This is a genomic window from Burkholderia metallica (genome assembly GCF_001718555.1).
Classification (GTDB): domain Bacteria; phylum Pseudomonadota; class Gammaproteobacteria; order Burkholderiales; family Burkholderiaceae; genus Burkholderia; species Burkholderia metallica.
Map to the genome: position 1 here is coordinate 1,169,727 of NZ_CP013401.1, position 21,816 is coordinate 1,191,542.

Consider the following 21,816-nt stretch of genomic DNA (forward strand, 5'->3'; position numbering starts at 1 on the left):
ACCGGCGGTAACACCGCCTCGTCACGCCTTTTCGCGTCCGGCCGTGCCGTTTCGGCCCGACCGGCGCCCGCGTTATACTCCTGCACATGCCCTTATCCCAGTTGGAAAGCCGGCTGCGCTACGAATTTCGCAATGCGGAATTGTTGCGCCAGGCTTTGACCCATCGTAGTCACAGTGCCACGCACAACGAACGGCTCGAGTTTCTCGGCGATTCCGTTCTGAATTGCGCGGTGGCCGCCCTTTTGTTCCAGCGTTTCAGCAAGCTGGACGAAGGCGACCTGTCGCGCGTGCGCGCCAATCTCGTCAAACAGCAGTCGCTGTACGAAATTGCTCAGGCCCTGAATATCTCGGACGGGCTGCGGCTGGGCGAGGGCGAGCTGCGCAGCGGCGGGTTCCGCCGGCCATCGATCCTCGCGGACGCGTTCGAAGCCATCATCGGGGCGGTGTTCCTCGATGGCGGCTTCGAAGCCGCCCAGGGGGTCATCAAGCGCCTCTATATCCCGATTCTCGACCATATCGATCCGCGTACGCTCGGCAAGGACGCGAAGACGCTGCTGCAGGAATATTTGCAGGGGCACAAGATCGCGCTGCCGACCTATACGGTGGTCGCGACGCATGGTGCGGCGCACAATCAGCAATTCGAAGTCGAATGCACGGTGCCGAAGCTCGACGTGAAGGTGTCGGGCTCCGGTGCGAGCCGGCGCGCAGCCGAGCAGGCCGCCGCGAAGAAGGCGCTCGACGAAGTGATGGCGGCCGCGCCGATGCTGGCCACGAAACCGAAGCGCTCGAAAAACGCGCGCGGCTCGAAGCACGTCGAACCCGAAATCGTGCCGGGCGTGAAGGGCGTGCAGGAAGCGCTCGACCTGCGCTCGCCGGAGCGCAAGGAGCGCGCGGCGGCGCGCGACGCGCGGGCGGCGGCCGGCGCGGTGCCCGCGGCCGGCGCTGCGAGCGCTGCCGAACCGGCCGTTGCGCCGATGGCCGCGATTCGCGCGGCGCATGTCGACGCGACGGCGGAAAAGGGCGAGCGGGCAGCGAAGCCGGCGGCCGACAAGGCTGCCGACAAGCCGGCCGAGCGATCCGACAAGTCCGCGGAGAAACCTGCTGAAGCCGTGCCCGCTGCGCGTGCGGCCGACAAGCCGGCGGGCCAGCCAGCCGAGCCGGCCGCGTCGTCCGCCGACAAGTCTTCCGCTGGCACTGACCCCGCTTCCCGCGCGGCTGCGCGCACACGCGATGCGGCGGCGCCGGATGCCGAGACGCCGCAGGGCGGCGCGAGCCTCGCTGCCGCGCAGGCGCGCGTGGCCGATGCCGACCACTGAATTGCCCATCGATCGTGCCGCGCGCCGCGCGGCCGTTTCCGAACCTGTCTCCCAAACGATATGAACACTCCCGCTCCTACCGGTTTCCGTTGCGGCATGATCGCGATCGTGGGCCGCCCGAACGTCGGCAAGTCGACGTTGATGAACGCACTCGTCGGCCAGAAGATCAGCATCACGTCGCGCAAGGCGCAGACGACCCGCCACCGCATTACCGGCATCAATACGTTCGACGACGCGCAATTCGTGTTCGTCGACACGCCCGGCTTCCAGACCCGCCACAGCACCGCGCTGAACCGCTCGCTGAACCGCGCGGTCACGTCGACGCTCACGTCGGTCGACGTGATCCTGTTCGTGATCGAGGCGGGCCGCTTCGGGCCCGACGACCAGAAGGTGCTCGACCTGATCCCGCCCGGCATGCCGACGCTGCTGATCGCGAACAAGATCGACCGCGTGACCGACAAGGCGACGTTGTTCCCGTTCATGCAGCAGATGAGCACGCTGCGCGAATTCACCGAGCTCGTGCCGCTGTCGGCGCAGCGCCCGGAAGACATCAAGCGCCTGCTGGACACGATCAAGCCGTACCTGCCGGAAGGCGAGCCGATCTACGGCGAGGACGAGCTGACCGACCGCAGCTCGCGCTTTCTCGCGGCCGAAATCCTGCGCGAGAAGGTGTTCCGCTGGACCGGCGACGAACTGCCGTACACGAGCACCGTGCTGATCGACAAGTTCGAGGAGGAAGGGCGCCTGAAGCGCATCTTCGCGACGATCCTCGTCGAGCGCGATTCGCACAAGGCGATGGTGATCGGCAAGAAAGGCGAGAAGCTCAAGCAGATCAGCACCGAAGCGCGGATGGATATGGAGAAGCTGTTCGACGGCCCCGTGTACCTCGAGACCTTCGTGAAGGTGAAGAGCGGCTGGGCCGACAACGAGGCGGGGCTGCGTGCCTATGGGTACGAATGACGCGCTGACGTCGACCGAAGACGCGGTGACGGCCGGCGCGAACGACGCGCCGCTGCCGGCACCGCCCGAACCGCCGCGCAAGGCGCGGCGCGCGACGTCTCGCACGTCCGATTTCCGCGTCGCCGAGCAGCCGGCGTTCGTGCTGCACAGTTACCCGTATCGCGAAACGAGCCTGATCGTCGACGTGCTGACGCGCGATCACGGCCGGCTCGCGCTCGTCGCGAAGGGTGCGAAGCGCCCGCATTCCGCGCTGCGCGGCGTGCTGCAGACGTTTCAGCCGCTGCTGCTGTCCTGGTCGGGCAAATCCGAGGTGCGCACGCTGACGGGCGCCGAGTGGGTCGGCGGCATGTTGCCGCTCGGCGGCGACGGGTTGCTCTGCGGTTTCTATGCGAACGAGCTGCTCGTGAAATTCTGCGCGCGCGAGGATCCCCAGCCGCCGCTCTTCAATCATTACGTGCTGACCCTCACGCGCCTCGCGCACGGCGAGCCCGCGGTGCAGGTGCTGCGCTCGTTCGAGCGCGTGCTGCTGCGCGAGACCGGTTATGCGATGGCGCTGAACCGCACGGTCGCGCGTCGGGCGGTCGAGCCCGAGCGTCGCTACGTGTTCGATCCCGAGCGCGGCGTGCGCAATGCGGACGACGACGTCCCGTCGCACTGGCCGGTCATTTCGGGCCAGACGTTGCTCGACATGGAGCAGGACGATTACCATCGAGCCCAGACGGTTGCGCAAAGCAAGACGCTGATGCGCTTCCTGCTGAACACCTATCTCGGCGGCACGCCGCTTGCCACGCGTCAGATCCTGATCGACCTGCAAAACCTATGAGCTTCTTCCTGACAACGCCCACCGCCATCGACCTCGGCGTGAACATCGACCACGTCGCGACGCTGCGCAATGCGCGCGGCACGACCTATCCCGATCCGATCCGCGCGGCGCTCGCCGCCGAGGAAGCCGGCGCGGATGCGATCACGCTGCATCTGCGCGAGGATCGTCGTCACATCGTCGATGCGGATGTGCGCAAGCTGCGCCCGCTGCTGAAGACGCGGATGAACCTCGAATGCGCGGTGACGGCCGAGATGCTCGACATCGCATGCGAAGTGCGCCCGCACGACGCGTGTCTGGTGCCCGAGAAGCGCGAGGAGCTGACGACCGAAGGCGGTCTCGATGTCGCCGGCCACTTCGAGGCCGTACGTGCGGCCTGCAAGCAACTGGCCGACGTGGGCGTGCGCGTGTCGCTGTTCATCGATCCGGACGAAACGCAGATCCGCGCCGCGCACGAAGCGGGCGCGCCGGTGATCGAGCTGCATACGGGCCGTTACGCCGAAGCGCACGACGAAGCCGAACAGCAGCGCGAATACGAGCGTATCGTCGCGGGCGTGCAGGCCGGTGCGCAGCTCGGCCTGAAGGTCAACGCGGGCCATGGCCTGCATTACACGAACGTGCAGCAGATCGCCGCGATCGACGGCATCGTCGAGCTGAACATTGGCCACGCGATCGTCGCGCACGCGATCTTCGCGGGCTGGGACAACGCGGTGCGCGAGATGAAGGCGATCATGGTCGCCGCACGCGTGGCCGCGCTGCACGGCGGCGCGCGCTGAAGATGCAATACCGCCGCGCGTCGCGCGTGATGACGGGCCCGGCTTCGCCGGGTCGCACCGGTGCGTACTGACATGGCGATCTACGGCATCGGTACCGACATCGCCCAGGTGAGCCGCATCGCGGCCGTGCTCGAACGCACCGGCGGCCGGTTCGCCGAGAAGGTGCTGGGCCCCGACGAGCTGCGCGTGTTCCATGCACGGCGCGCCCGCTCCGAGGCGCGCGGCATCGCGTTCCTCGCGACGCGCTTTTCCGCGAAGGAAGCGTTCTCGAAGGCGGTCGGGCTCGGCATGCACTGGCCGATGACGTGGCGTGCGCTGCAAACCCTCAACCATCCGAGCGGCGAGCCGTACGTGGTCGCGTCGGGCGAGCTGGCCGACTGGCTGGCCGCCCGCGGCATCACGGCGCGCGTGACGGTCAGCGACGAGCGCGACTACGCGGTGTCGTTCGTGATCGCCGAGACGGACGCCGCGCCCGCACCTGTTTCCCGAACCCCCTCCTGACGGAATTTCCGATTCGATGAAAACGACTCCCGGCCCGGTCATGCTCGACGTCGTCGGCACGGCCCTGTCGCGCGACGATGCGCGGCGCCTCGCGCATCCGAATACCGGCGGCGTGATCCTGTTCGCGCGGCACTTCCAGAACCGTGCGCAACTGACCGCGCTGACCGACTCGATCCGCGCGGTGCGCGAAGACATCCTGATCGCCGTGGATCACGAAGGCGGCCGAGTGCAGCGTTTCCGCACCGACGGCTTCACGGTGCTGCCCGCGATGCGCCGCCTCGGCGAGCTGTGGGATCGCGACGTGCTGCTCGCGACGAAGGTCGCAACGGCCGTCGGCTACATCCTGGCGGCCGAATTGCGTGCGTGCGGGATCGACATGAGCTTCACGCCCGTGCTTGACCTCGACTACGGGCATTCGAAAGTGATCGGCGATCGTGCGTTCCATCGCGATCCGCGCGTCGTCACGCTGCTCGCGAAGAGCCTGAACCACGGGCTGTCGCTCGCCGGCATGGCGAACTGCGGCAAGCATTTCCCGGGGCACGGTTTCGCGGAGGCCGATTCGCACGTCGCGCTGCCGACCGACGACCGCCCGCTCGACACGATTCTCAAGCACGACGTCGCGCCTTACGACTGGCTCGGCCTGTCGTTGTCCGCGGTGATCCCCGCCCACGTGATCTACACGCAGGTCGACAAGCGCCCGGCCGGGTTCTCGCGCGTCTGGCTGCAGGACATCCTGCGCGGGCGGCTCGGCTTCACCGGCGCGATCTTCAGCGACGACCTGTCGATGGAGGCCGCGCGCGAAGGCGGCACGCTCACGCAGGCGGCCGACGCCGCGCTCGCGGCCGGGTGCGACATGGTGCTCGTCTGCAACCAGCCGGACGCGGCCGAAGTCGTGCTGAACGGGCTGAAGGCGCGGGCGACGGACGAGTCGGTACGGCGCATCAAGCGGATGCGCGCCCGCGGCAAGGCGCTCAAGTGGGACAAGCTGATCGCGCAGCCCGAGTATCTGCGGGCGCAGGCGCTGTTGAGCAGCGCACTGGCATAAGCTGAGCCGGCGAGGAGAGGGCGCGGGATGCGCCCTTCAGGACGTCGAAACGAAAAGCCGCGCAACTGCGCGGCTTTTTTATGCGTGACTGCCGGCGCGGACCGGGCAGTCGCGGAAATCGAGCAGACCGGCCACGCGAATCTCGACGCAACTAACGGTCGAGCCCTGCCAGCGCCTGCGCGCATCGCCGCCCGCTCAGTTCACCTTCATCCGCTGCAGCTTGTTGTACAGCGTCTTCGGGCTGATGCCGAGCAGCGTTGCCGCACGGTGACGCGTACCGCCGACCGCGTCGAGCGTCGCGCGGATCAGCAGATCCTCGACGTCGGACAGCGGCGTCCCGACCTTGATCTGCACGCTGCTGCCGTTCAGCGCGGCGCCGGCCGAGAAGCTCGGCTCGCCCGCGCGCAGCGTCTCGATGAAATCGCCCGATGCGTCGTAGGCGAAGCGCACGCGCTCCTGCAGCTCGCGCACGTTGCCCGGCCATTCGTAGGACACGCACTCGCGCACGAAGCCTGGCGCCGCGCGCTTGTCGGTCGTGCTGCGACCGGTTGCGCGCGCTTCGCGATTCAGTTCGTCGATCAGCGCATCAGCGATCGCGAGCGCGTCGCCGTCGCGCTCGCGCAGCGGCGGCATCGTGATCGACGCCGCATCGAGGCGCAACCACAGATCCTCGCGCAGCGTGCCGTTCGCGACCGCTTCGCGCGCCGGGCGGCGCGTGGTCGCAATCAGCCGGAAGTCGCTCGCAATCGAGCTCGTGCCGCCGATCCGCATGAAGTTCTGCGAATCGAGCGCCTGCAGCAGCGCTTCCTGCAGCACGAGCGGCAGCGCGGTGATTTCGTCGAGGAACAGCGTGCCGCCGCCCGCCTGTTCGAACAGGCCCGATTCGCGGCGCTCGGCCCCGTCGAACGCGCCGCGCTCATGGCCGAACAGCACGCTGTCGAGCGATGCGCCGTGCCGGCCGGCCTGCGCGATCGTCCGGCAGTCGCACGACACGAACGGCCCCTTGCGGCGCCGGCTCAGGTCGTGCAGCGTGCGCGCGGCCAGCTTCTTGCCGGTACCGGCTTCGCCCGAGAACAGCACGGCCGTTTCGGTGCGTGCGTTGTGCTCGATCATGTCGTACACGTGCTGCATCGCGTCGCTGCGGCCGACCAGCGCGCCGAAGCGGCCGAGATGGCGCAGCGATGCGCGCAACGACTGCACTTCGTCGATCAGCTCGTACGGGCGCGGGATCCGCGCGAGCAGGCTGCGCAGACGCGGAATGTTGATCGGCTTCAGCAGGTAGTCCCAAATACCGTGACGCAGGCCCTCGATCGCGCTCTCGACCGTCGCGTTGCCCGTCAGCACGATGACGGGCAGCGAGCCGTTCGGCTGCTGCTGCGGCAGGTGCTGGAGCAGGTCGAACCCGCTGCCGTCCGGCAGGTTCAGGTCGACGAGAACGACGTCGGGAATCGACCGGCCAAGCGCCGTGCGAGCTTCGGCGAGCGACGTGGCCGTGTCGACCGAGAAGCCGTCCGCGGCGAGCAGCGCGGTGAGGCCGGACAGACTGTTGGGATCGTCTTCGACAATCAGGGCGTGTGGCATGGTGGACGCAGGTCGAGTCAAGAGAGGCGGGCTGTCGGCCGGCGGGGCCGCAGCCGCATGTCAGATTAAAAACTGATTTTATGCCCCGCCGAACGCGTAACGACCATTATTTTTCCGGCGCTATAAAACAGTTACCGATGATACAAATTGAATATCTTTACCGGTGGCTTTTGTGCTCCAGCTGAGAGCAGCCCGAGGCCGCTTGTTGGCGCCGGACAAACAAAAAGCGCCCCGAAGGGCGCTTTGTTCGATGCGGATCGTGCTGGCGATTACGCGCGGCTGCGGTATTCGTTCGTACGCGTATCGATTTCGATCTTGTCGCCGGTGTTGCAGAACAGCGGCACTTGCAGCTCGAAGCCCGTTGCGAGCTTCGCGTTCTTCAGCACCTTGCCCGACGACGTGTCGCCCTTGACTGCCGGTTCCGTGTAGGTGATTTCGCGAACCAGGACCGTCGGCAGTTCGACCGAGATCGCCTTCTCGTTGTAGAACACGACTTCGCAAGCCATGCCGTCTTCGAGGTAGTTCAGCGCTTCGCCCATCATTTCCGCTTCGACTTCGAACTGGTTGTAGTCGGCGTCCATGAACACGTACATCGGGTCGGCGAAGTACGAATACGTCACTTCCTTGCGATCGAGCACGACGACGTCGAACTTGTCGTCGGCCTTGTAGACCGCTTCCTGGCCGGCGTTCGTCAGCAGGTTCTTCATCTTCATCTTGACGACGGCGGAGTTACGGCCCGACTTGTTGTATTCGGCCTTGGCGATAACCCATGCATCGCTGCCGATCTGCACGACGTTGCCTACGCGGAGTTCCTGTGCGGTTTTCATAAAAAACTGTCCTGATCAAATCAAATAAATAGGTGCCTGAGCGTTGCACAACGGCTGACGGCGCAAGCGGTCCGGTCCGGTGGACGCCAAAAGCGAGCGCTTGCCTGGTCAGCCGTCGGATAACCGCTTATTTTAACTGAGATTTTGCGTATTCCGCCAGCTTTCCGGCGAGATCGCCGACGGCCGCGAGCGCATCGGCCCAGCGGGCCGCGTTGGCGTCCAGTGCGGCGCGGTGCTGCCAGAAATCGGCCCAGTCGGGCGTGCCGGCGCCGTTCCACGCGTGCCAGAACCGCTCGAGCGCCGCGCGCGGCGCGGCGGCGAGGCCGGCCGACAGGTGCGCGAGCGCGGCGTCGAGCTTCGGCAGGTGCACGTCGTCGGCCTGCGGGTAGATGTGCCACACGAACGGTTTGCGTGCCCACTGCGCCCGGACGAACGAATCCTCGCCGCGCACGAAATTGACGTCCGCGGCCCACAGCAACGGATCGTAGTCGGCCTGGGGGACGAACGCGAGCCCGTGCGCCGACAGGTTGCCGCTGCGCGCGTGCGTGCCCGCGTCGAACGACTCGACCCCGAAAAAACGCGCGACGGCGGGCGATACGCGGCCGGTCGGCACGAGCGCGACGACCGGCGACGGGCCGTCGCGCCACTGGGCGAGCAGCGCGTCGACGGCCGGATTTTCGTACGCGAACAGGCTGACGACCGTCGTGCCGGGCGCCGGCGGTGGGCCGCCGGTCGCGCGCCGCCACCATGCATCGCGCGCCGCCGCATCGGTTTCGAAGGCCGTGCGGCGCGCATCGAGGTCGCGCTCCTTTGGCACGCCGCCGGTGCCGGCCGACAGACCGGGAAAGAAAAACGTCTTCAGCAGCGGGTAGCGCGGATGCGGCGACGGCCGCAGATGGAAGTCGGCGACCCAGTCTTCGGCGCTCAGGTATTCGAGGTTGATCCATACGGGGCGACGCGCGCGGCGTGCCATCGCCGCGAGATACGCGCCGGGCAGCTCGCACGCGAACGCTTCGATCACGACGTCGGCGATCTCCAGCGCGTCGCCGACTTCCGCGTGCCAATGTTCGATCACGATCGCATCGACCGTCTGCCGCGCCGCGTCGGGATCGACCCCGGGCAGCAGGCGCGCGAACGTGCGGAGATCGTCGATGAACAGGCGAACCTGCCAGCCGTGCTCGTGCGCGAGCTGGCGCGCGACGCGCCAGCAGACGCCGATGTCGCCGAAATTGTCGATCACCGTGCAGAAGAGGTCGCAGGCGATCGGTTCGCCCGGCGCGAGCGGCTCGGCGGGCAGGGGGGCAGCGGTGGTGCGGGGCATCGAAGCGGGCGGTGAATGCTCTAAACTGGCGATTCTAATGGACCCGTTCCGCGTTACAAGGCGCCCGGATCACGCATGACATCCCCTGAAGCTCCCGATACCCCGTTCGAACCGAAGAAGATCCTTGCGCAGTTGCCGCACATGCCGGGCGTCTATCGCTATTACGACGCGGCGGGCGCCGTGCTCTACGTCGGCAAGGCACGCGACCTGAAGAAGCGCGTGTCGAGCTATTTCACGAAGACGCAGCTGTCGCCGCGCATCGCGATGATGGTCACGCGCATCGCACGCATCGAGACAACCGTCACGCGTTCGGAGGCCGAAGCGCTGCTGCTCGAGAACAACCTGATCAAGGCGCTCGCGCCGCGCTACAACATCCTGTTTCGCGACGACAAGTCGTATCCGTACCTGAAGCTCACCGCGCACCGTTTCCCGCGGATGGCCTACTACCGCGGCTCGGTCGACAAGCAGAACCAGTATTTCGGGCCGTTCCCGAGCGCGTGGGCCGTGCGCGAGAGCATCCAGATCCTGCAGCGCGTGTTCCAGTTGCGCACCTGCGAGGATTCGGTCTTCAACAACCGCACGCGGCCGTGCCTGCTGCACCAGATCGGGCGTTGCACGGCGCCGTGCGTCGGCGCGATCTCCGACGAGGATTACGCGATCGATGTGTCGAACGCCGCGCGTTTCCTGCTCGGCCGGCAGTCCGAAGTGATGAAGGAGCTCGAGCAGAAGATGCACGCGTTCGCGGCCGAGCTGAAATTCGAGCAGGCGGCGGCCGTGCGCAACCAGATGAGCTCGCTCGCGACGGTGCTGCACCAGCAGGCGATCGAGGTCGGCAGCGACAGCGACGTCGACATTCTCGCCGTCGTCGCACAGGGCGGGCGCGTGTGCGTGAACCTCGCGATGGTGCGCGGCGGCCGGCATCTCGGCGACAAGGCGTATTTCCCGACGCATGTCGAAAGCGCGCTGACGCTCGCCGAGGGCGGTCTCGGCGACGACGCGGAGTTGGCGGAGGCGCCCGATACGGCCGACACGGCCGACACGGCCGGCATGAGCGCCGATGCGTTGCCGGACCAGCCCGTGGAAGAAACCGGCGGCGCGCGTGAGAAGGCGGCGTCGGTCGAAGCCGAGGTGCTCGACGCGTTCATCGCGCAGCACTATCTCGGCAATCGCGTGCCGCCGGTGCTGGTCGTGAGCCATGCGCCCGCGAGCCGCGACCTGCTCGAGCTGCTGTCCGAGCAGGCCGGCCACAAGGTGTCGCTGGTGCGGCAGCCGCAGGGGCAGCGGCGCGCGTGGCTGTCGATGGCCGAACAGAATGCGCAGATCGCGCTGATGCGGCTGCTGTCCGAGCAGGGCTCGCAGCAGGCGCGCACGCGCGCGCTCGCGGACACGCTCGGCTACGACAGCGACGATCTCGCGACGCTGCGGATCGAATGCTTCGACATCAGCCACACGATGGGCGAGGCGACGCAGGCGTCGTGCGTCGTCTATCACCATCACAAGATGCAGTCGGGAGATTACCGCCGCTACAACATCACCGGGATCACGCCGGGCGACGATTACGCGGCGATGCGCCAGGTGCTCACGCGCCGCTACGAGAAGATGGTCGAACAGGCCGCGCAGGCGGCCGCCGCCGACGCAGCGGCCGGCATCGACGGCGAGTCGACGCGCGAGGCCGAGGCGTCGAGCCTGCTGCCGAACATCGTGCTGATCGACGGCGGCAAGGGGCAGGTCGAAATCGCCCGACAGGTGTTTACCGAGCTTGGCCTCGATACGTCGATGCTGGTCGGCGTCGCGAAAGGCGAGGGGCGCAAGGTCGGCCTCGAGACGCTCGTGTTCGCGGACGGCCGCCCGCCGCTCGAACTCGGCAAGGAAAGCGCCGCGCTGATGCTCGTCGCGCAGATCCGCGACGAGGCGCACCGGTTCGCGATCACCGGCATGCGCGCCAAGCGGGCGAAGGCGCGCCAGACGTCGCGGCTCGAGGAACTCGAAGGCGTCGGCGCGAAGCGCCGGCAGCGGCTGCTCGCGCGGTTCGGCGGGTTGCGCGGCGTGGTGGCCGCGAGTGTCGAGGAACTGGCGAGCGTCGAGGGCATCTCGCACGCGCTCGCCGAGCAGATCTACAAGCAGCTTCACTGACGCGGCCGTGCGGCCGGCTGCGTTGCCAGCGTTCTTGTGGCTGGCCGGTCGACACGGCACAATTGCGAATCCTTTACTGTCCCGCAAGCCATGCCGTTCAATTTCCCGATTTTCCTGACGTGGGTACGGATCGTGCTGATTCCGCTCGTCGTCGGCGTGTTCTACCTGCCGGACACGGTGATGGGCGGCGCGCACCGCAATCTCGCGGCGGCGGCGATCTTCATCCTCGCGGCGCTGACCGACTGGTTCGACGGCTATCTCGCCCGCAAGTGGAACCAGACGTCGTCGTTCGGCGCATTTCTCGATCCGGTGGCGGACAAGCTGATGGTGACGGCCGCGCTGCTGATCCTCGTACAGATTTCGCGGGTCGACGCGGCGATCGCGCTCGTGATCGTCGGCCGCGAAATCGCGATTTCGGCGCTGCGCGAGTGGATGGCGCAGATTGGCGCATCGAAGAGCGTTGCGGTGAACCAGCTCGGCAAGTTCAAGACCGCATGCCAGATGGTCGCGATTCCGATGCTGCTGTTCTACGGGCCGCTGCCGCTCGGCGTCGTGACGATCGACACGCGCGTGTGGGGCGAATGGCTGATGTATCTCGCTGCGGTGCTGACGATTTGGTCGATGCTGTACTACATGAAGCTCGCGTGGCCGCAAATTCGCGAGCGCGGCGGCGCGTGAGCCGCGCCGCGTAGCCGGCAGAGCAGGTTTTTTGGAAAAAGGGCTCGAAAAGCCCTTGACACACGAAAGTGCCTTCGACATAATCTCGCTTCTCCGCTGCACGACGAAGTAAGCGTGTGACGGGGACGCAGTAGCGTAGCAATACGCGGGAGTAGCTCAGTTGGTAGAGCGCAACCTTGCCAAGGTTGAGGTCGCGAGTTCGAGACTCGTCTCCCGCTCCAGATTTTTTCTGGCAGCGCGTTGTACGGCAAAGCGCTGCAGATGCAGGACACATGCGGGAGTAGCTCAGTTGGTAGAGCGCAACCTTGCCAAGGTTGAGGTCGCGAGTTCGAGACTCGTCTCCCGCTCCAGATTTTTCTGGCAGCGTGTTGTACGGCGAAGCGCTGCAGGTGCAGGACAATGCGGGAGTAGCTCAGTTGGTAGAGCGCAACCTTGCCAAGGTTGAGGTCGCGAGTTCGAGACTCGTCTCCCGCTCCAAGTCATGGGGAAGCCACGCTTCCCTTTTTATTTGATGGACCTGTGGTCCTCGAATAAAAATCTGTCGCTTGCCTCACGGCATCCGGACAGTCCGCTTTTGGCGCGATAGCAAAGCGGTTATGCAGCGGCCTGCAAAGCCGTTTAGGCCGGTTCGACTCCGGCTCGCGCCTCCAGGTAGGAAAAGAAAAAGCCCCGCTTCGGCGGGGCTTTTTCTTTTTGTGCGCCGATCACGTCCGAGTCGGCCCGTCGGTCGCATGGCGCCCGGCTCTCGGCTCTCGGCAGCGCATGGCGACACCAGGTCATTACGACCCGCTCGAACGTGGGAATACATTATTCGACGTTCGAAGCTTCTTCCAAAGCCGCTTTTCCTGACGTTCCAAGCCGAAGAGGGGCCGATGCGCACGTTGCTCGCCTGAGCAGCGAGTCGACCACGCCGTGACGAACAGAAAACCTGCGGAGGAGCGGATCGCCGAAGCCCCGTCAATCCTCTACCGCGCCGCCGATTATTCGCTGGCACCGCGCGTCAGTCGCGCAAATCTCGCGAGACATGTCGAATCCGTCTTTGCTGTCCTAAGATCCAGTATCAACATTCACAAAAGTCGTTTTCCATCGTTATTGACAGGTATTCGGTAATCATCAATCGATTTGTTTACTCGTCAGTGGAGCCCGTAATGCCGGCAAACAATCTCAAAGTCCGTCCGCTGGTCGGCGGCATCAAAATTGTGACCGAGAGCAAGATTGGCACTTTAGGCCTGGTTGTGACATATGAAGGCGACCTGTGCTTTGTGACGGCGGGCCATGTATTTGGAAAAAAGGATCAAAAGGTGGGGCAGCCGGACGACGCAAATCAGGCGGGCGTTCTGCGCGACAACTTCCTCGAGGACAAGCAGGATATCGCTATCGTGAACGTATTGTCTGGCGTCGATGCAACGCCCAATGAGATATGGACGGACAGCGGTAAAAAGAAGGTGGAGTTCGGTTCAAACGTTCGCCCCATAAAAGACCAGCGTTTATGGTTGCAGGGGGCATTCTCCGGTCTCGTGAATTGCTCGGTTGCAGAGCCGGATGTGGATATCACGGTGCCGGATACTAACGACAGAGTTGAGCACGTCGTCCTGCTCAATCTGGACGGAGATGCTCAGACGCAACCGGGCGACAGCGGCGCCCCCGTGGTGGGAAAAGGAAAGGACAAAGATGTCTGTTACGGTGTGTACGGAGGGCGAGTCGTGGTCAACAAAAAAACGTATGGATGGTTCACGCCGTTCGAGAACTTGAATTGGGATTAGTCCGGCAGGCGGCGCATGAAGCGAGATTCTCGAACGGGATTCGGCAATGCAATGTTGAGATTTCCGCTCAACCATCCACCGGCTGCGCCGGCGTTTCGAGCGTCAACTGATAGAACGCCGCGTCGAGCCACCGGCCGAACTTGAATCCTGCCTGCGTGATTGTGCCCGAGTACACGAATCCGAGCTTCGTATGCAGTGCGATGCTTCCCGCATTGGTCGCATCGATACAGCCGACCACCACGTGCACCTGCGCTTCCCGCGCGCGCCGGACCACTTCGCGCAGCAGCACCTCGCCAAGCCCGCGGCCGCGCTGGTCGCGATGCACGTACACGCTGTGTTCGACCGTGTACTTGAACGCGGGAAACGCACGGAACGTGCCCCAGCTCGCAAAGCCGAGCAGCGTGCCCGCCGCGTCGACCGCGCCGATGACCGGGAAGCCGCCCGCGCGCTTCGCCGCGAACCACGCGACCATCGCTTCCGGCGGACGCGGCTTGTAGTCGTACAGCGCGGTCGAGTTCGCGATCGCGTCGTTCAGGATCTCCAGGATGGCCGGCGCATGCTCGGCCTCGCTGCAATCGATCAGGCGCACGTCGTCGAGCGGTTTCGGGGCATTCATGCGGGCTCCTTCCAATGGGTAGTCAATCGGTCGCGCGCACGGCTGCTGCGACGACGCGTTCATCAAGGGTTCCGCACGCCGGCGGCGGACGCATCGCAGATCACGACGGCATAGTGCGCGGCATGAGAGGACGGGTTGCTGAAAATCAGCGGCTGGTCGAGCCGCATCGCCAGACAGTCGCCTTCGTGAAGTTCGTGGAGCGTATCGCCGTACGTGACGTCGACACGGCCGCTGACGACCCAAACCTGCTGGTGCAGCGCGTTTTCGCGTCCGCCGCTGTCGTACGCGACACGCGCACCGGGCGGGAAATCCACTTCCACGAGCTGAATCGGCGACGGCCACCCGGCAGGCGACAGGTTGCGCCGCACATAGCCGGATGCCGGATCGCGCCATTCGGCCTGCTGCGCGCGGCGTGCCAGCGGCTGCGCGGGCGTGTCGTCCCGGTCGCCGCCGAACAGTCCGGCCAGCGACACGCCGAGCCCGGCCGCGAGCTTGTCGAGCACGACGGCCGTCGGGCTGGCCGACGCGCGTTCGATGAGCGAGATCATCGAACGGCTGACGCCCGAGCGCGCGGCCAGCGCGTCGAGCGTGTAGCCTCGAACGGCGCGCAGGTCGCGCACGCGTCGGGCGATGCGTTCGTTGATGCCGGTGTCGTCGGCCGTGGCGACTGCTGATTCTTTCATGATGGAGATATTTTCCAGCAAACTGGAATTCGATGTCAACGGCAGGGGTCGCCGCCGGCCGATAGCTCGGCGAAGTCCGGACGGCTTGCCCGACGGGCGCGCGCGGCGTAATATACGAATCGACTACGTTTCGTTTAATTGGGGATATATGGGCATCATCAAGATTTCCGAGCACATGCACGAGCGGCTGCGCTCGACCAGCACGGCGCTGAGCCGCTCGATCAACGCGCAGGCCGAACACTGGCTGCGCGTCGGCATGCTGGCGGAACTCAATCCGGCGCTGTCGTACGGCGACATCTGCCGGATGCTGATCGAGGCCGAAGCGCGGGGCGGCGACGCGGGGCCGGCGGAACCGGTCGAACACGGCATCGAGCAGGTGGCGTAATGGCGAAGCGAGACATCCCGATCCGCGGCGCCGCGGAAATCGCCAAGTCGCGCGAAGCCGCGAAGCTCGCTTCGCAGGTGCTGACGATGATCACCGAGCACGTGAAGCCGGGCGTCTCCACCGACGAACTGGACGCACGCTGCCGCGAATACATCGTCGACGTGCTCGGCGCGATTCCCGCGAACATCGGCTACCACGGCTATCCGAAAACGCTGTGCACGTCGGTCAACCACGTGGTGTGTCACGGCATTCCGACGTCGCGACCGTTGCGCGACGGCGACATCGTGAACCTCGACATCGCGGTGATCAAGGACGGCTGGTTCGGCGATACGAGCCGCATGTATTTCGTCGGCGAGCCGAACGAGCTCGCACGGCGGCTGGTTGCGACGACCTATGAGGCGATGCACGCGGGCATCCGCGCGGTGCGGCCGGGCGCAACGCTCGGCGACGTCGGCTACGCGATCCAGCAAGTTGCGCATCGCGAAGGATTCAGCGTGGTGCGCGAATACTGCGGGCACGGCATCGGCGATGTCTATCACGACGAGCCGCAGGTGCTTCACTACGGCCGCCCGGGCACCGGCGTGCCGCTGCGGCCGGGGATGATCTTCACGATCGAGCCGATGCTCAACGCGGGCAAGCGCGACACGCGCATGCTCGCGGACGGCTGGACGGTCGTCACGAAGGACCATTCGCTGTCGGCGCAATGGGAGCACATGGTCGTGGTGACGGAAACGGGCTTCGAGGTGCTGACCGAGGACGCGAAGCCGCAGGCGTTTGCGGCGTTGTCCGGCACGCACGCCGCCTGATACCGGCCGTGCGCCGCGAAGGGCGGGGCGGCGGCACAGTGAAACGAGCCTCTTTGCGGGGCCCGTTTCGTTTTCGTTCGCGGTCGTGAGGCGCGATTCACATGCGAACGCGGCGACCGGTTGCCCGATGGATGGGCGTGGCCTGGCCGCCGTTTAACTGCGCGTCTTCTGCCATGCGTGTTCGATGAACACGCGGCACAGCGCTTCCATCCCCTCGCGATCTGCCTCGTCGAAGCGCGCGGCGACCGGACTGTCGACATCCCACACGCCGATCAGCGTGCCGTCGGCGGCCACCAGCGGCACGACGATTTCCGATTCCGATGCCGCGTCGCACGCGATATGGCCGGGGAAGTCATGCACGTCGCGCACGACCTGCGTCTCGCGCGTCTGCGCGGCCGTACCGCACACACCCTTGCCGAGCGCGATCCGCACGCAGGCGGGCTTGCCCTGGAACGGCCCGACCACGAGTTCGGTGCCGTCGAAGAAGTAGAAGCCGGCCCAGTTGAGACGGTCGAGCGAGTGGTACACCAATGCGGCGAAGTTGGCCGCGTTCGCGGTCAGGTCGCGTTCGGACTCGACGAGCGCGCGCGCCTGCTCGACGAGCGTCGCGTATTGATCGGCCTTGGAGGCGGTGGGGTCGTTGGACAGCGTGAACATGGCGGGAATGCGATCAGGGTTGGGGAATGCGCGATGCGCGTACCGCAGTTTACGGCACGCACGCGCGGTTTGCAGCGCCCGGACACGCGCGGTCATGCACGGTCATGCACGAAGCGGCACGCTCAATCGGGTTCGAGTTCGGCGAACCGCTCCGCCAGAAAATCGAGCAGCGCGCGCACTGCGGGCAGCAGCCCGCGACGGGACGCGAACACCGCATGCACGATCTCGCGTCGCGGCGCCCAGTCGGGCAGCACGATCGCCAGTTCGCCGCGCGCCACTTCGTCGCGCACCATCATCGTCGGTAACTGCACGATGCCGACGCCCGCGATCGCCGCCGCACGCAACGCGAGCATGCCGCCCGTCACGAAGCGCGGCTGGTGATGGATTTCCGCATGCGCGCCGTCGGGCCCGCGCAGTCGCCACACGTGCGCGGACTGCGGGGCGCCGTGATCGAGGCTCGGCAGGCGCGCGAGATCGGCGGGCACGGCCGGCGCGCCCTGCTCGCGCAGCAGCGCGGGGCTCGCGACGAGGCACTGGCCGCGCTCGGCCAGCACGCGCAGCGCGAGATCGCTGTCCTCGAGCGGCGGCGGGCGCACGCGGATCGCGACGTCGATCCCTTCGCCGACCACGTCGACGCGCCGGTTGGTCGCTTCCAGATGGATTTCGACGCGCGGACACGCGGCCATGAAGCCGGCGATCATCGTGCCGACCAGCGAATCGAGCAGCACGATCGGGCAACTGACGCGCACGATGCCGCGCGGCTCCTCGTGCAGCAGCGCGATCGCCTCGTCGGCCGCATCGGCTTCGACGAGCATCGCGCGGCAATGCGCGTAATAGGTCTGGCCGACGTCGGTAACCGTGAAGCGGCGCGTCGAGCGCTGGATCAGCCGCATCCCGAGCCGCGCCTCGAGCAGCGCGATGCGGCGGCTCAGCTTCGATTTCGGCATGTCCAGCGCACGCCCGGCCGGTGCGAAGCCGCCGTGTTCGACGACCTGCACGAAGTAGTAGAGATCGTTCAGATCCCGCGCTTTATCGTTCATGAAATGGAACGCTGAGTGCGATTTCGGCAGTCTACCGGATCGATCGTTCCATCTCTATATTGTGACTCATGGATGCGAAACACGTGTTTCGCCGCAATTCGGAGAAGGCAATGAAGAAGATCCAGGGTGTGTACAGTGCGCCGCGCGGCCATTGGGTCGGCGACGGTTTCCCGGTGCGTTCGATGTTCAGCTACCAGTCCCACGGCGCGCACCTGAGCCCGTTCCTGCTGCTCGATTACGCGGGCCCGGCCACGTTCGAGCCGGGCTCGGTCTCAGCGCCGCGCGGGGTCGGCCAGCATCCGCACCGCGGGTTCGAGACGGTGACGATTGTCTACGACGGCGAGGTCGCGCACCGCGACTCGACCGGCGCGGGCGGTGTGATCGGCCCGGGCGACGTGCAGTGGATGACGGCCGCGAGCGGGATCCTGCATGAAGAATTCCACTCGGAAGGGTTCACGAAGCGTGGCGGCCCGCTCGAGATGGTGCAGCTGTGGGTGAACCTGCCCGCCGCGGACAAGATGGGGGCGCCCGGCTACCAGACGCTGCTGAACGCCGACATCCCCGTGGTCGAGCTGCCGGACGGTGCGGGGCGTGCGCGGATCATCGCCGGTGAGCTCGACGGGCGGCGCGGCCCGGCCCGCACGCATACGCCGATCGACGTGTGGGACGTGCGGCTCGTGGCCGGCGGCCATGCGCGGTTCCCGGTCGCCGACGGGCGCACGCTCGCGGTGGTCGTGCTGGGCGGCACCGTGCTGGTGAACGGCGAGACGGTCGCCCGCGAAGCGCAGTTCGTGCAGCTCGGCCGCGACGGCAGCGACGTCGAGATCGAAGCGAACGGCGACGCGAAGCTGCTGATCCTGAGCGGCGAACCGATCGACGAGCCCGTCGTCGGTTACGGGCCGTTCGTGATGAACTCGCAAGCGGAGATCCGTACCGCGATCGAGGACTTCAACAGCGGCCGCTTCGGCCAGATGCCGGCATGACGGACAGGCCCCGCGTAATGCGGGGCCTTTTTTTCGCGGCGGGGACGGCGGTCGCGCGGCGACGGCGCTTCGAGGCATAATCGACGATTGCCGCGCGCCGGTCGGCGCGCCCGAATCAGGACCGCACATGAACGCATCCGCACCCGCCGCATCCCCGAGCGCCGCCGATCTCGACTGGCGCTGGAAATCCTTCGACGTGCTGACGGCGCGCGAAGTCTATTCGATCCTCGAAGCACGCAGCGCCGTGTTCGTCGTCGAGCAGAACTGCGTGTATCGTGACATCGACGACGCGGACCAGACCGCCTGGCACCTGGCCGCCTTCGATCCGGCCGGCCGCGTGGCCGGCTATCTGCGCGTGCTGCTGCCCGACGCGCAGCACACCGACGTCCGTATCGGCCGCGTGCTGACGACCGCCGCGTTTCGCGGCGCGGGCCTCGGCAACGGGCTGCTGTCGCGCGCGCTCGAGCATATCCGCGCGCAGTGGCCGGATACGCCGGTGAGCCTGCACGCGCAGGCCCACTTGCAGCGTTTCTACGGCGCATTCGGCTTCGCGCCGAGTTCGGACGTGCACGACGAGGACGGCATCCCGCACGTGTGGATGAGCCGCGCACGCGCGTAATGCGCGCCGCGCCGCGCCGCGCGGCGGTTAGTGCGCGGCGCGTGCGACCGGCTGCCGGTCCGCGCGCGCGGACCGTTCATCGATCAGGCGCCCGCGCGCGGACAGCCGCAGCCAGTGGCGCAGCGCGATCAGCGCGCCGATCACGCTCATCATCGAGCCGGGAATCCACAGCAGCAGGCCGCCGATCTGCTGATCGCGCAGCGGGCTCAGCCACGTGAACGCGCGGCCGCAGATCGAATAGATCGGATACAGCTCGTGCGGCGTGAAGAAGATCAGCGCGCCGAGCGCGATCTGCGGCGGGATCGCCGCGACGACGATCAGGATCCGGCGCCCCGGCGACAGCCGCGCGGGCGGCGCGGGACGCGGATCGACGACGAGCCACCAGAACAGCAGCCCGTCGATCACCATGCTCCAGTTCATCACGCGATAAAGCCGCCAGTCGAGCATCGCGATGAAGTGGATCGGCGACAGCAGCCAGAAATAGATCAGCCCGACGAACAGCACGACCGCGACGACGGGATGGAACACCACGTCGAGCGTCGCGCGCACGGGCGCCCACGCGAGGGCGGGGCGCACGAAGCGCTGCCGCCAGCGAAACGGGATGCCCGCGCGAATCGCCGCGCCCGGATACGACAGCGCGATGAAGAACGGCCCGAGGTGGTGCAGCACGAGATGCTGCGCGCGATGCATGAAGAATTCGTGCTCGAAGAAATAGTCGAGCCGCGTATGCAGTGCGATGTAGAGCGCCGTCAGCCCGAACCAGAACGAGAACTGCCGCAGCGGCGACACCTTCGCCTTCTTCACGCCGCGCGCGAACAGCACGGCGGCGGTCAGCACCGCGATCACCACGGTGGGAGACGGCTCCCACGGATCGAGCCAGTACAGGAGGTTCATCGCGCGCGCATCACTTCGCCTGGGCCGGCGATTTCACGGCGAACGGTGCGTCGACCGTTTCGCCGTCGGAGAATTTCAGGCGCAGGTGCACCGTGTCGCCCGGCTTGATCGCGTGCTTCGGCTCCTCGAGCATGAAGTGGTAGCCGCCCGGCGCGATGTCGACCTTGCCGCGCGCGGGAATCGTCAGCTTGTCGACCATCTCCATCTTCTGCGTTGAGCCGTTCGACACGGTCTGGTGCAGCATCGCCATCCCGTAGTCGGGGCTGTCGACGTCGACGAGATCGACCGGCTTGTCGCTCGCGTTCACGAGCGTCACGTAGCCGCCGGCGGGCAGCTTGTTCGGTAGCCAGCGTACCCACGCGTTCTGCGCGGTGATCGCGCCGGCCGCATACGCGTGAGCGCCGGCGCACAGCGTGGCGAGAAGGGCGAGCGTCTTGAGAGTCGTTTTCGTTTTCATGTCGGGATGCATTCAGGCAGGGGAGGCGGTGTCGATGATCCGGCGCACATCGGCGGCGATGGCGTCGGGCGAATCGCGGTCGGTCGCGAGCAGGCGTGCGCGGCCGGTGGCGTCGAAGATGTAGACGGCCGAGCTGTGCGTGACTTCGTAGCCGCCGGACGGATCGCGTTTTTCCATCTGATACGCGACGCGATAGCGTTTCGCGAGCGATTCGATCTGGCGGTCGGTGCCGGTCAGGCCGCGCGCGTGCGCGGCGTCGAACGCGGCGACATAGGACTGCATCGCCTGCGGCGTATCGCGCGCGGGATCGACCGATACGAACAGGATGCGCACGTCATCGGCCTTCGGGCCGAGCCGGGCGAGCACTTCCATCAGCCGCGCCAGCGTTTCCGGGCAGACGTCGGGGCAGTGCGTGTAGCCGAAGTAGACGAGCGCGACGCGGCCGTGGAACGCATCGGCGTCGACCGGACGGCCGTCGCCGCCCGTCAGCGTGAACGACAGGTCGGGCAGGTGGCCGGTGACGTTGGTCAGGTTCCAGCGCGGCTCGTCGTGCGTGCACGCGGCGAGCGCCACGGCGGCGGCGAGGGCCGCGGCCGTGCGGATGAGGCGGGAGAAGCGCCGGTGCGGCGCGGGACGGGCAGACATCATCTCAGGGACTGTTTCCATATGGAACGCGCATGCGTTGCCACGAGAACGGCCGCTCGCGAGGCGCGTGACGCCGCGAATACTGACGTATTCGCAAGGAGCGCAACGCGGCGAGCGGCCGTTCTCGTGGCAACCCCAAATTAAAAAATTCATGTCACGGGAATGCCCGAAATCGCCCGTATGGCGGCGTCGCTCGTCACTTGTTTGGCCCGGCCAAACGGCGCTCCTTACTCCTTGCCCTACGAGCGATTTCGGGCATTCGCATGTGCGTTCCATATGGAAACAGTCCCTGGGGCTCGATCGGACGAAA

At 66.5% G+C, this 21,816-nt stretch carries 23 protein-coding genes and 4 tRNA genes; 17 read left to right on the top strand and 10 right to left on the bottom strand.

The features are described from left to right. The first annotated feature begins 86 nt into the window (after positions 1-86). From rnc to nagZ, 6 genes are all read left to right on the top strand, one after another. Positions 87-1,316: a ribonuclease III gene (rnc, locus tag WJ16_RS05330; protein WP_069256155.1), complete on the top strand. Its 1,230-nt coding sequence runs from the start codon at positions 87-89 to the stop codon at positions 1,314-1,316. Positions 1,317-1,376: 60 nt separating this feature from the next. Then, positions 1,377-2,276, top strand: a complete 900-nt coding sequence (gene era, locus WJ16_RS05335) for a GTPase Era (RefSeq protein ID WP_069256156.1) — start codon at positions 1,377-1,379, stop codon at positions 2,274-2,276. After that, a complete protein-coding gene (recO, locus tag WJ16_RS05340; protein WP_069256157.1) occupies positions 2,263-3,099 on the top strand; it encodes a DNA repair protein RecO in 837 nt (278 codons plus the stop codon). The genes era and recO overlap by 14 nt, the downstream gene beginning before the upstream one ends. Then, positions 3,096-3,872, top strand: a complete 777-nt coding sequence (gene pdxJ / locus WJ16_RS05345) for a pyridoxine 5'-phosphate synthase (protein ID WP_031400031.1) — start codon at positions 3,096-3,098, stop codon at positions 3,870-3,872. Before recO ends, pdxJ begins: the two co-directional genes overlap by 4 nt. 72 nt (positions 3,873-3,944) lie before the next feature. Then, positions 3,945-4,373 carry a holo-ACP synthase gene (gene acpS, locus WJ16_RS05350; protein ID WP_069256158.1) on the top strand — a complete coding sequence of 143 codons (429 nt, stop codon included), beginning with the start codon at positions 3,945-3,947 and terminating at the stop codon, positions 4,371-4,373. A gap of 16 nt (positions 4,374-4,389) precedes the next feature. Further along, on the top strand, positions 4,390-5,418 hold the full coding sequence (gene nagZ, locus WJ16_RS05355; RefSeq protein WP_069256159.1) for a beta-N-acetylhexosaminidase: 1,029 nt from the start codon (positions 4,390-4,392) through the stop codon (positions 5,416-5,418). A 195-nt stretch (positions 5,419-5,613) separates the two neighbouring features. Here the strand turns inward: nagZ and WJ16_RS05360 are convergent, their stop codons facing one another. From WJ16_RS05360 to earP, 3 genes are all read right to left on the bottom strand, one after another. Then, a complete protein-coding gene (locus WJ16_RS05360; RefSeq protein ID WP_069256160.1) occupies positions 5,614-6,999 on the bottom strand; it encodes a sigma-54-dependent transcriptional regulator in 1,386 nt (461 codons plus the stop codon). A gap of 269 nt (positions 7,000-7,268) precedes the next feature. Continuing rightward, a complete protein-coding gene (gene efp, locus WJ16_RS05365; RefSeq protein ID WP_011351421.1) occupies positions 7,269-7,826 on the bottom strand; it encodes an elongation factor P in 558 nt (185 codons plus the stop codon). Positions 7,827-7,953: 127 nt separating this feature from the next. After that, a complete protein-coding gene (earP, locus tag WJ16_RS05370; protein ID WP_069256161.1) occupies positions 7,954-9,147 on the bottom strand; it encodes an elongation factor P maturation arginine rhamnosyltransferase EarP in 1,194 nt (397 codons plus the stop codon). A 75-nt stretch (positions 9,148-9,222) separates the two neighbouring features. Here earP and uvrC point away from each other — a divergent pair, with 75 nt between their 5' ends. The 7 genes from uvrC to WJ16_RS05405 all read left to right on the top strand — a co-directional run bounded on the left by uvrC (position 9,223) and on the right by WJ16_RS05405 (position 13,721). Further along, positions 9,223-11,280 carry an excinuclease ABC subunit UvrC gene (gene uvrC, locus WJ16_RS05375; protein ID WP_069256162.1) on the top strand — a complete coding sequence of 686 codons (2,058 nt, stop codon included), beginning with the start codon at positions 9,223-9,225 and terminating at the stop codon, positions 11,278-11,280. A 90-nt stretch (positions 11,281-11,370) separates the two neighbouring features. After that, the gene (pgsA, locus tag WJ16_RS05380; RefSeq protein WP_034186518.1) at positions 11,371-11,958 is read left to right on the top strand and encodes a CDP-diacylglycerol--glycerol-3-phosphate 3-phosphatidyltransferase; all 588 of its coding nucleotides are present in this window, start codon (positions 11,371-11,373) and stop codon (positions 11,956-11,958) included. Between the two features lie 145 nt (positions 11,959-12,103). Next, a tRNA-Gly gene (locus tag WJ16_RS05385) sits at positions 12,104-12,179 on the top strand. A gap of 53 nt (positions 12,180-12,232) precedes the next feature. Then, positions 12,233-12,308 (top strand) — tRNA-Gly (locus tag WJ16_RS05390). A 51-nt stretch (positions 12,309-12,359) separates the two neighbouring features. Next, a tRNA-Gly gene (locus WJ16_RS05395) sits at positions 12,360-12,435 on the top strand. Positions 12,436-12,534: 99 nt separating this feature from the next. Next, a tRNA-Cys gene (locus WJ16_RS05400) sits at positions 12,535-12,608 on the top strand. 498 nt (positions 12,609-13,106) lie between these two features. After that, on the top strand, positions 13,107-13,721 hold the full coding sequence (locus WJ16_RS05405) for a chymotrypsin family serine protease (RefSeq protein ID WP_069256163.1): 615 nt from the start codon (positions 13,107-13,109) through the stop codon (positions 13,719-13,721). A gap of 67 nt (positions 13,722-13,788) precedes the next feature. Here WJ16_RS05405 and WJ16_RS05410 read toward each other — a convergent pair whose 3' ends face one another. Together WJ16_RS05410 and WJ16_RS05415 are read right to left on the bottom strand one after the other, a co-directional pair. After that, positions 13,789-14,337 carry a GNAT family N-acetyltransferase gene (locus WJ16_RS05410; RefSeq protein ID WP_069256164.1) on the bottom strand — a complete coding sequence of 183 codons (549 nt, stop codon included), beginning with the start codon at positions 14,335-14,337 and terminating at the stop codon, positions 13,789-13,791. Positions 14,338-14,399: 62 nt separating this feature from the next. Beyond that, positions 14,400-15,020 (bottom strand): helix-turn-helix domain-containing protein, encoded by a 621-nt coding sequence (locus WJ16_RS05415; RefSeq protein ID WP_069256165.1) that lies wholly within the window; start codon positions 15,018-15,020, stop codon positions 14,400-14,402. 148 nt (positions 15,021-15,168) lie between these two features. On the opposite strand from WJ16_RS05415, the gene WJ16_RS05420 reads away from it, so the two are divergent. Beyond that, positions 15,169-15,405, top strand: coding sequence for a ParD-like family protein (locus WJ16_RS05420; RefSeq protein WP_021163089.1), 237 nt, complete (start codon positions 15,169-15,171; stop codon positions 15,403-15,405). After that, the gene (map, locus tag WJ16_RS05425) at positions 15,405-16,211 is read left to right on the top strand and encodes a type I methionyl aminopeptidase (RefSeq protein WP_069256166.1); all 807 of its coding nucleotides are present in this window, start codon (positions 15,405-15,407) and stop codon (positions 16,209-16,211) included. The genes WJ16_RS05420 and map overlap by 1 nt, the downstream gene beginning before the upstream one ends. 153 nt (positions 16,212-16,364) lie before the next feature. Here map and WJ16_RS05430 read toward each other — a convergent pair whose 3' ends face one another. Next, the gene (locus WJ16_RS05430) at positions 16,365-16,868 is read right to left on the bottom strand and encodes a GAF domain-containing protein (RefSeq protein WP_069256167.1); all 504 of its coding nucleotides are present in this window, start codon (positions 16,866-16,868) and stop codon (positions 16,365-16,367) included. Positions 16,869-16,990: 122 nt separating this feature from the next. Further along, complete coding sequence (locus WJ16_RS05435; RefSeq protein WP_069256168.1) at positions 16,991-17,908, bottom strand: LysR family transcriptional regulator; 918 nt, start codon at positions 17,906-17,908, stop codon at positions 16,991-16,993. A gap of 110 nt (positions 17,909-18,018) precedes the next feature. On the opposite strand from WJ16_RS05435, the gene WJ16_RS05440 reads away from it, so the two are divergent. Continuing rightward, positions 18,019-18,891 carry a pirin family protein gene (locus tag WJ16_RS05440; protein WP_069257964.1) on the top strand — a complete coding sequence of 291 codons (873 nt, stop codon included), beginning with the start codon at positions 18,019-18,021 and terminating at the stop codon, positions 18,889-18,891. A 127-nt stretch (positions 18,892-19,018) separates the two neighbouring features. Further along, entirely contained in the window at positions 19,019-19,510 is a 492-nt protein-coding gene (locus WJ16_RS05445) for a GNAT family N-acetyltransferase (protein ID WP_069256169.1), read from the top strand. Between the two features lie 27 nt (positions 19,511-19,537). On the opposite strand, the gene WJ16_RS05450 is transcribed toward WJ16_RS05445, so the two are convergent. The 3 genes from WJ16_RS05450 to WJ16_RS05460 are packed head-to-tail and all read right to left on the bottom strand — an operon-like array spanning position 19,538 to position 21,509. Then, a complete protein-coding gene (locus tag WJ16_RS05450; protein ID WP_069256170.1) occupies positions 19,538-20,404 on the bottom strand; it encodes a cytochrome c oxidase assembly protein in 867 nt (288 codons plus the stop codon). 10 nt (positions 20,405-20,414) lie between these two features. Further along, a complete protein-coding gene (locus WJ16_RS05455) occupies positions 20,415-20,861 on the bottom strand; it encodes a copper chaperone PCu(A)C (RefSeq protein WP_069257965.1) in 447 nt (148 codons plus the stop codon). A 12-nt stretch (positions 20,862-20,873) separates the two neighbouring features. Further along, positions 20,874-21,509 (bottom strand): SCO family protein, encoded by a 636-nt coding sequence (locus tag WJ16_RS05460; protein WP_069256171.1) that lies wholly within the window; start codon positions 21,507-21,509, stop codon positions 20,874-20,876. Positions 21,510-21,816: the final 307 nt, after the last annotated feature.

Bases quoted from the DNA above. Each gene is read 5' to 3' on its own strand.
- WJ16_RS05430 (WP_069256167.1), bottom strand. From the start codon at position 16,868: ATGTTCACGCTGTCCAACGACCCCACCGCCTCCAAGGCCGATCAATAC.
- WJ16_RS05445 (WP_069256169.1), top strand. From the start codon at position 19,019: ATGAACGCATCCGCACCCGCCGCATCCCCGAGCGCCGCCGATCTCGAC.
- recO (WP_069256157.1), top strand. From the start codon at position 2,263: ATGGGTACGAATGACGCGCTGACGTCGACCGAAGACGCGGTGACGGCC.
- uvrC (WP_069256162.1), top strand. From the start codon at position 9,223: ATGACATCCCCTGAAGCTCCCGATACCCCGTTCGAACCGAAGAAGATC.
- acpS (WP_069256158.1), top strand. From the start codon at position 3,945: ATGGCGATCTACGGCATCGGTACCGACATCGCCCAGGTGAGCCGCATC.
- WJ16_RS05420 (WP_021163089.1), top strand. From the start codon at position 15,169: ATGGGCATCATCAAGATTTCCGAGCACATGCACGAGCGGCTGCGCTCG.
- WJ16_RS05460 (WP_069256171.1), bottom strand. From the start codon at position 21,509: ATGATGTCTGCCCGTCCCGCGCCGCACCGGCGCTTCTCCCGCCTCATC.
- map (WP_069256166.1), top strand. From the start codon at position 15,405: ATGGCGAAGCGAGACATCCCGATCCGCGGCGCCGCGGAAATCGCCAAG.
- earP (WP_069256161.1), bottom strand. From the start codon at position 9,147: ATGCCCCGCACCACCGCTGCCCCCCTGCCCGCCGAGCCGCTCGCGCCG.
- WJ16_RS05415 (WP_069256165.1), bottom strand. From the start codon at position 15,020: ATGAAAGAATCAGCAGTCGCCACGGCCGACGACACCGGCATCAACGAA.
- era (WP_069256156.1), top strand. From the start codon at position 1,377: ATGAACACTCCCGCTCCTACCGGTTTCCGTTGCGGCATGATCGCGATC.
- WJ16_RS05455 (WP_069257965.1), bottom strand. From the start codon at position 20,861: ATGAAAACGAAAACGACTCTCAAGACGCTCGCCCTTCTCGCCACGCTG.
- WJ16_RS05410 (WP_069256164.1), bottom strand. From the start codon at position 14,337: ATGAATGCCCCGAAACCGCTCGACGACGTGCGCCTGATCGATTGCAGC.
- WJ16_RS05450 (WP_069256170.1), bottom strand. From the start codon at position 20,404: ATGAACCTCCTGTACTGGCTCGATCCGTGGGAGCCGTCTCCCACCGTG.
- WJ16_RS05435 (WP_069256168.1), bottom strand. From the start codon at position 17,908: ATGAACGATAAAGCGCGGGATCTGAACGATCTCTACTACTTCGTGCAG.
- pdxJ (WP_031400031.1), top strand. From the start codon at position 3,096: ATGAGCTTCTTCCTGACAACGCCCACCGCCATCGACCTCGGCGTGAAC.
- WJ16_RS05360 (WP_069256160.1), bottom strand. From the start codon at position 6,999: ATGCCACACGCCCTGATTGTCGAAGACGATCCCAACAGTCTGTCCGGC.
- efp (WP_011351421.1), bottom strand. From the start codon at position 7,826: ATGAAAACCGCACAGGAACTCCGCGTAGGCAACGTCGTGCAGATCGGC.
- WJ16_RS05405 (WP_069256163.1), top strand. From the start codon at position 13,107: ATGCCGGCAAACAATCTCAAAGTCCGTCCGCTGGTCGGCGGCATCAAA.
- WJ16_RS05440 (WP_069257964.1), top strand. From the start codon at position 18,019: ATGAAGAAGATCCAGGGTGTGTACAGTGCGCCGCGCGGCCATTGGGTC.
- rnc (WP_069256155.1), top strand. From the start codon at position 87: ATGCCCTTATCCCAGTTGGAAAGCCGGCTGCGCTACGAATTTCGCAAT.
- pgsA (WP_034186518.1), top strand. From the start codon at position 11,371: ATGCCGTTCAATTTCCCGATTTTCCTGACGTGGGTACGGATCGTGCTG.
- nagZ (WP_069256159.1), top strand. From the start codon at position 4,390: ATGAAAACGACTCCCGGCCCGGTCATGCTCGACGTCGTCGGCACGGCC.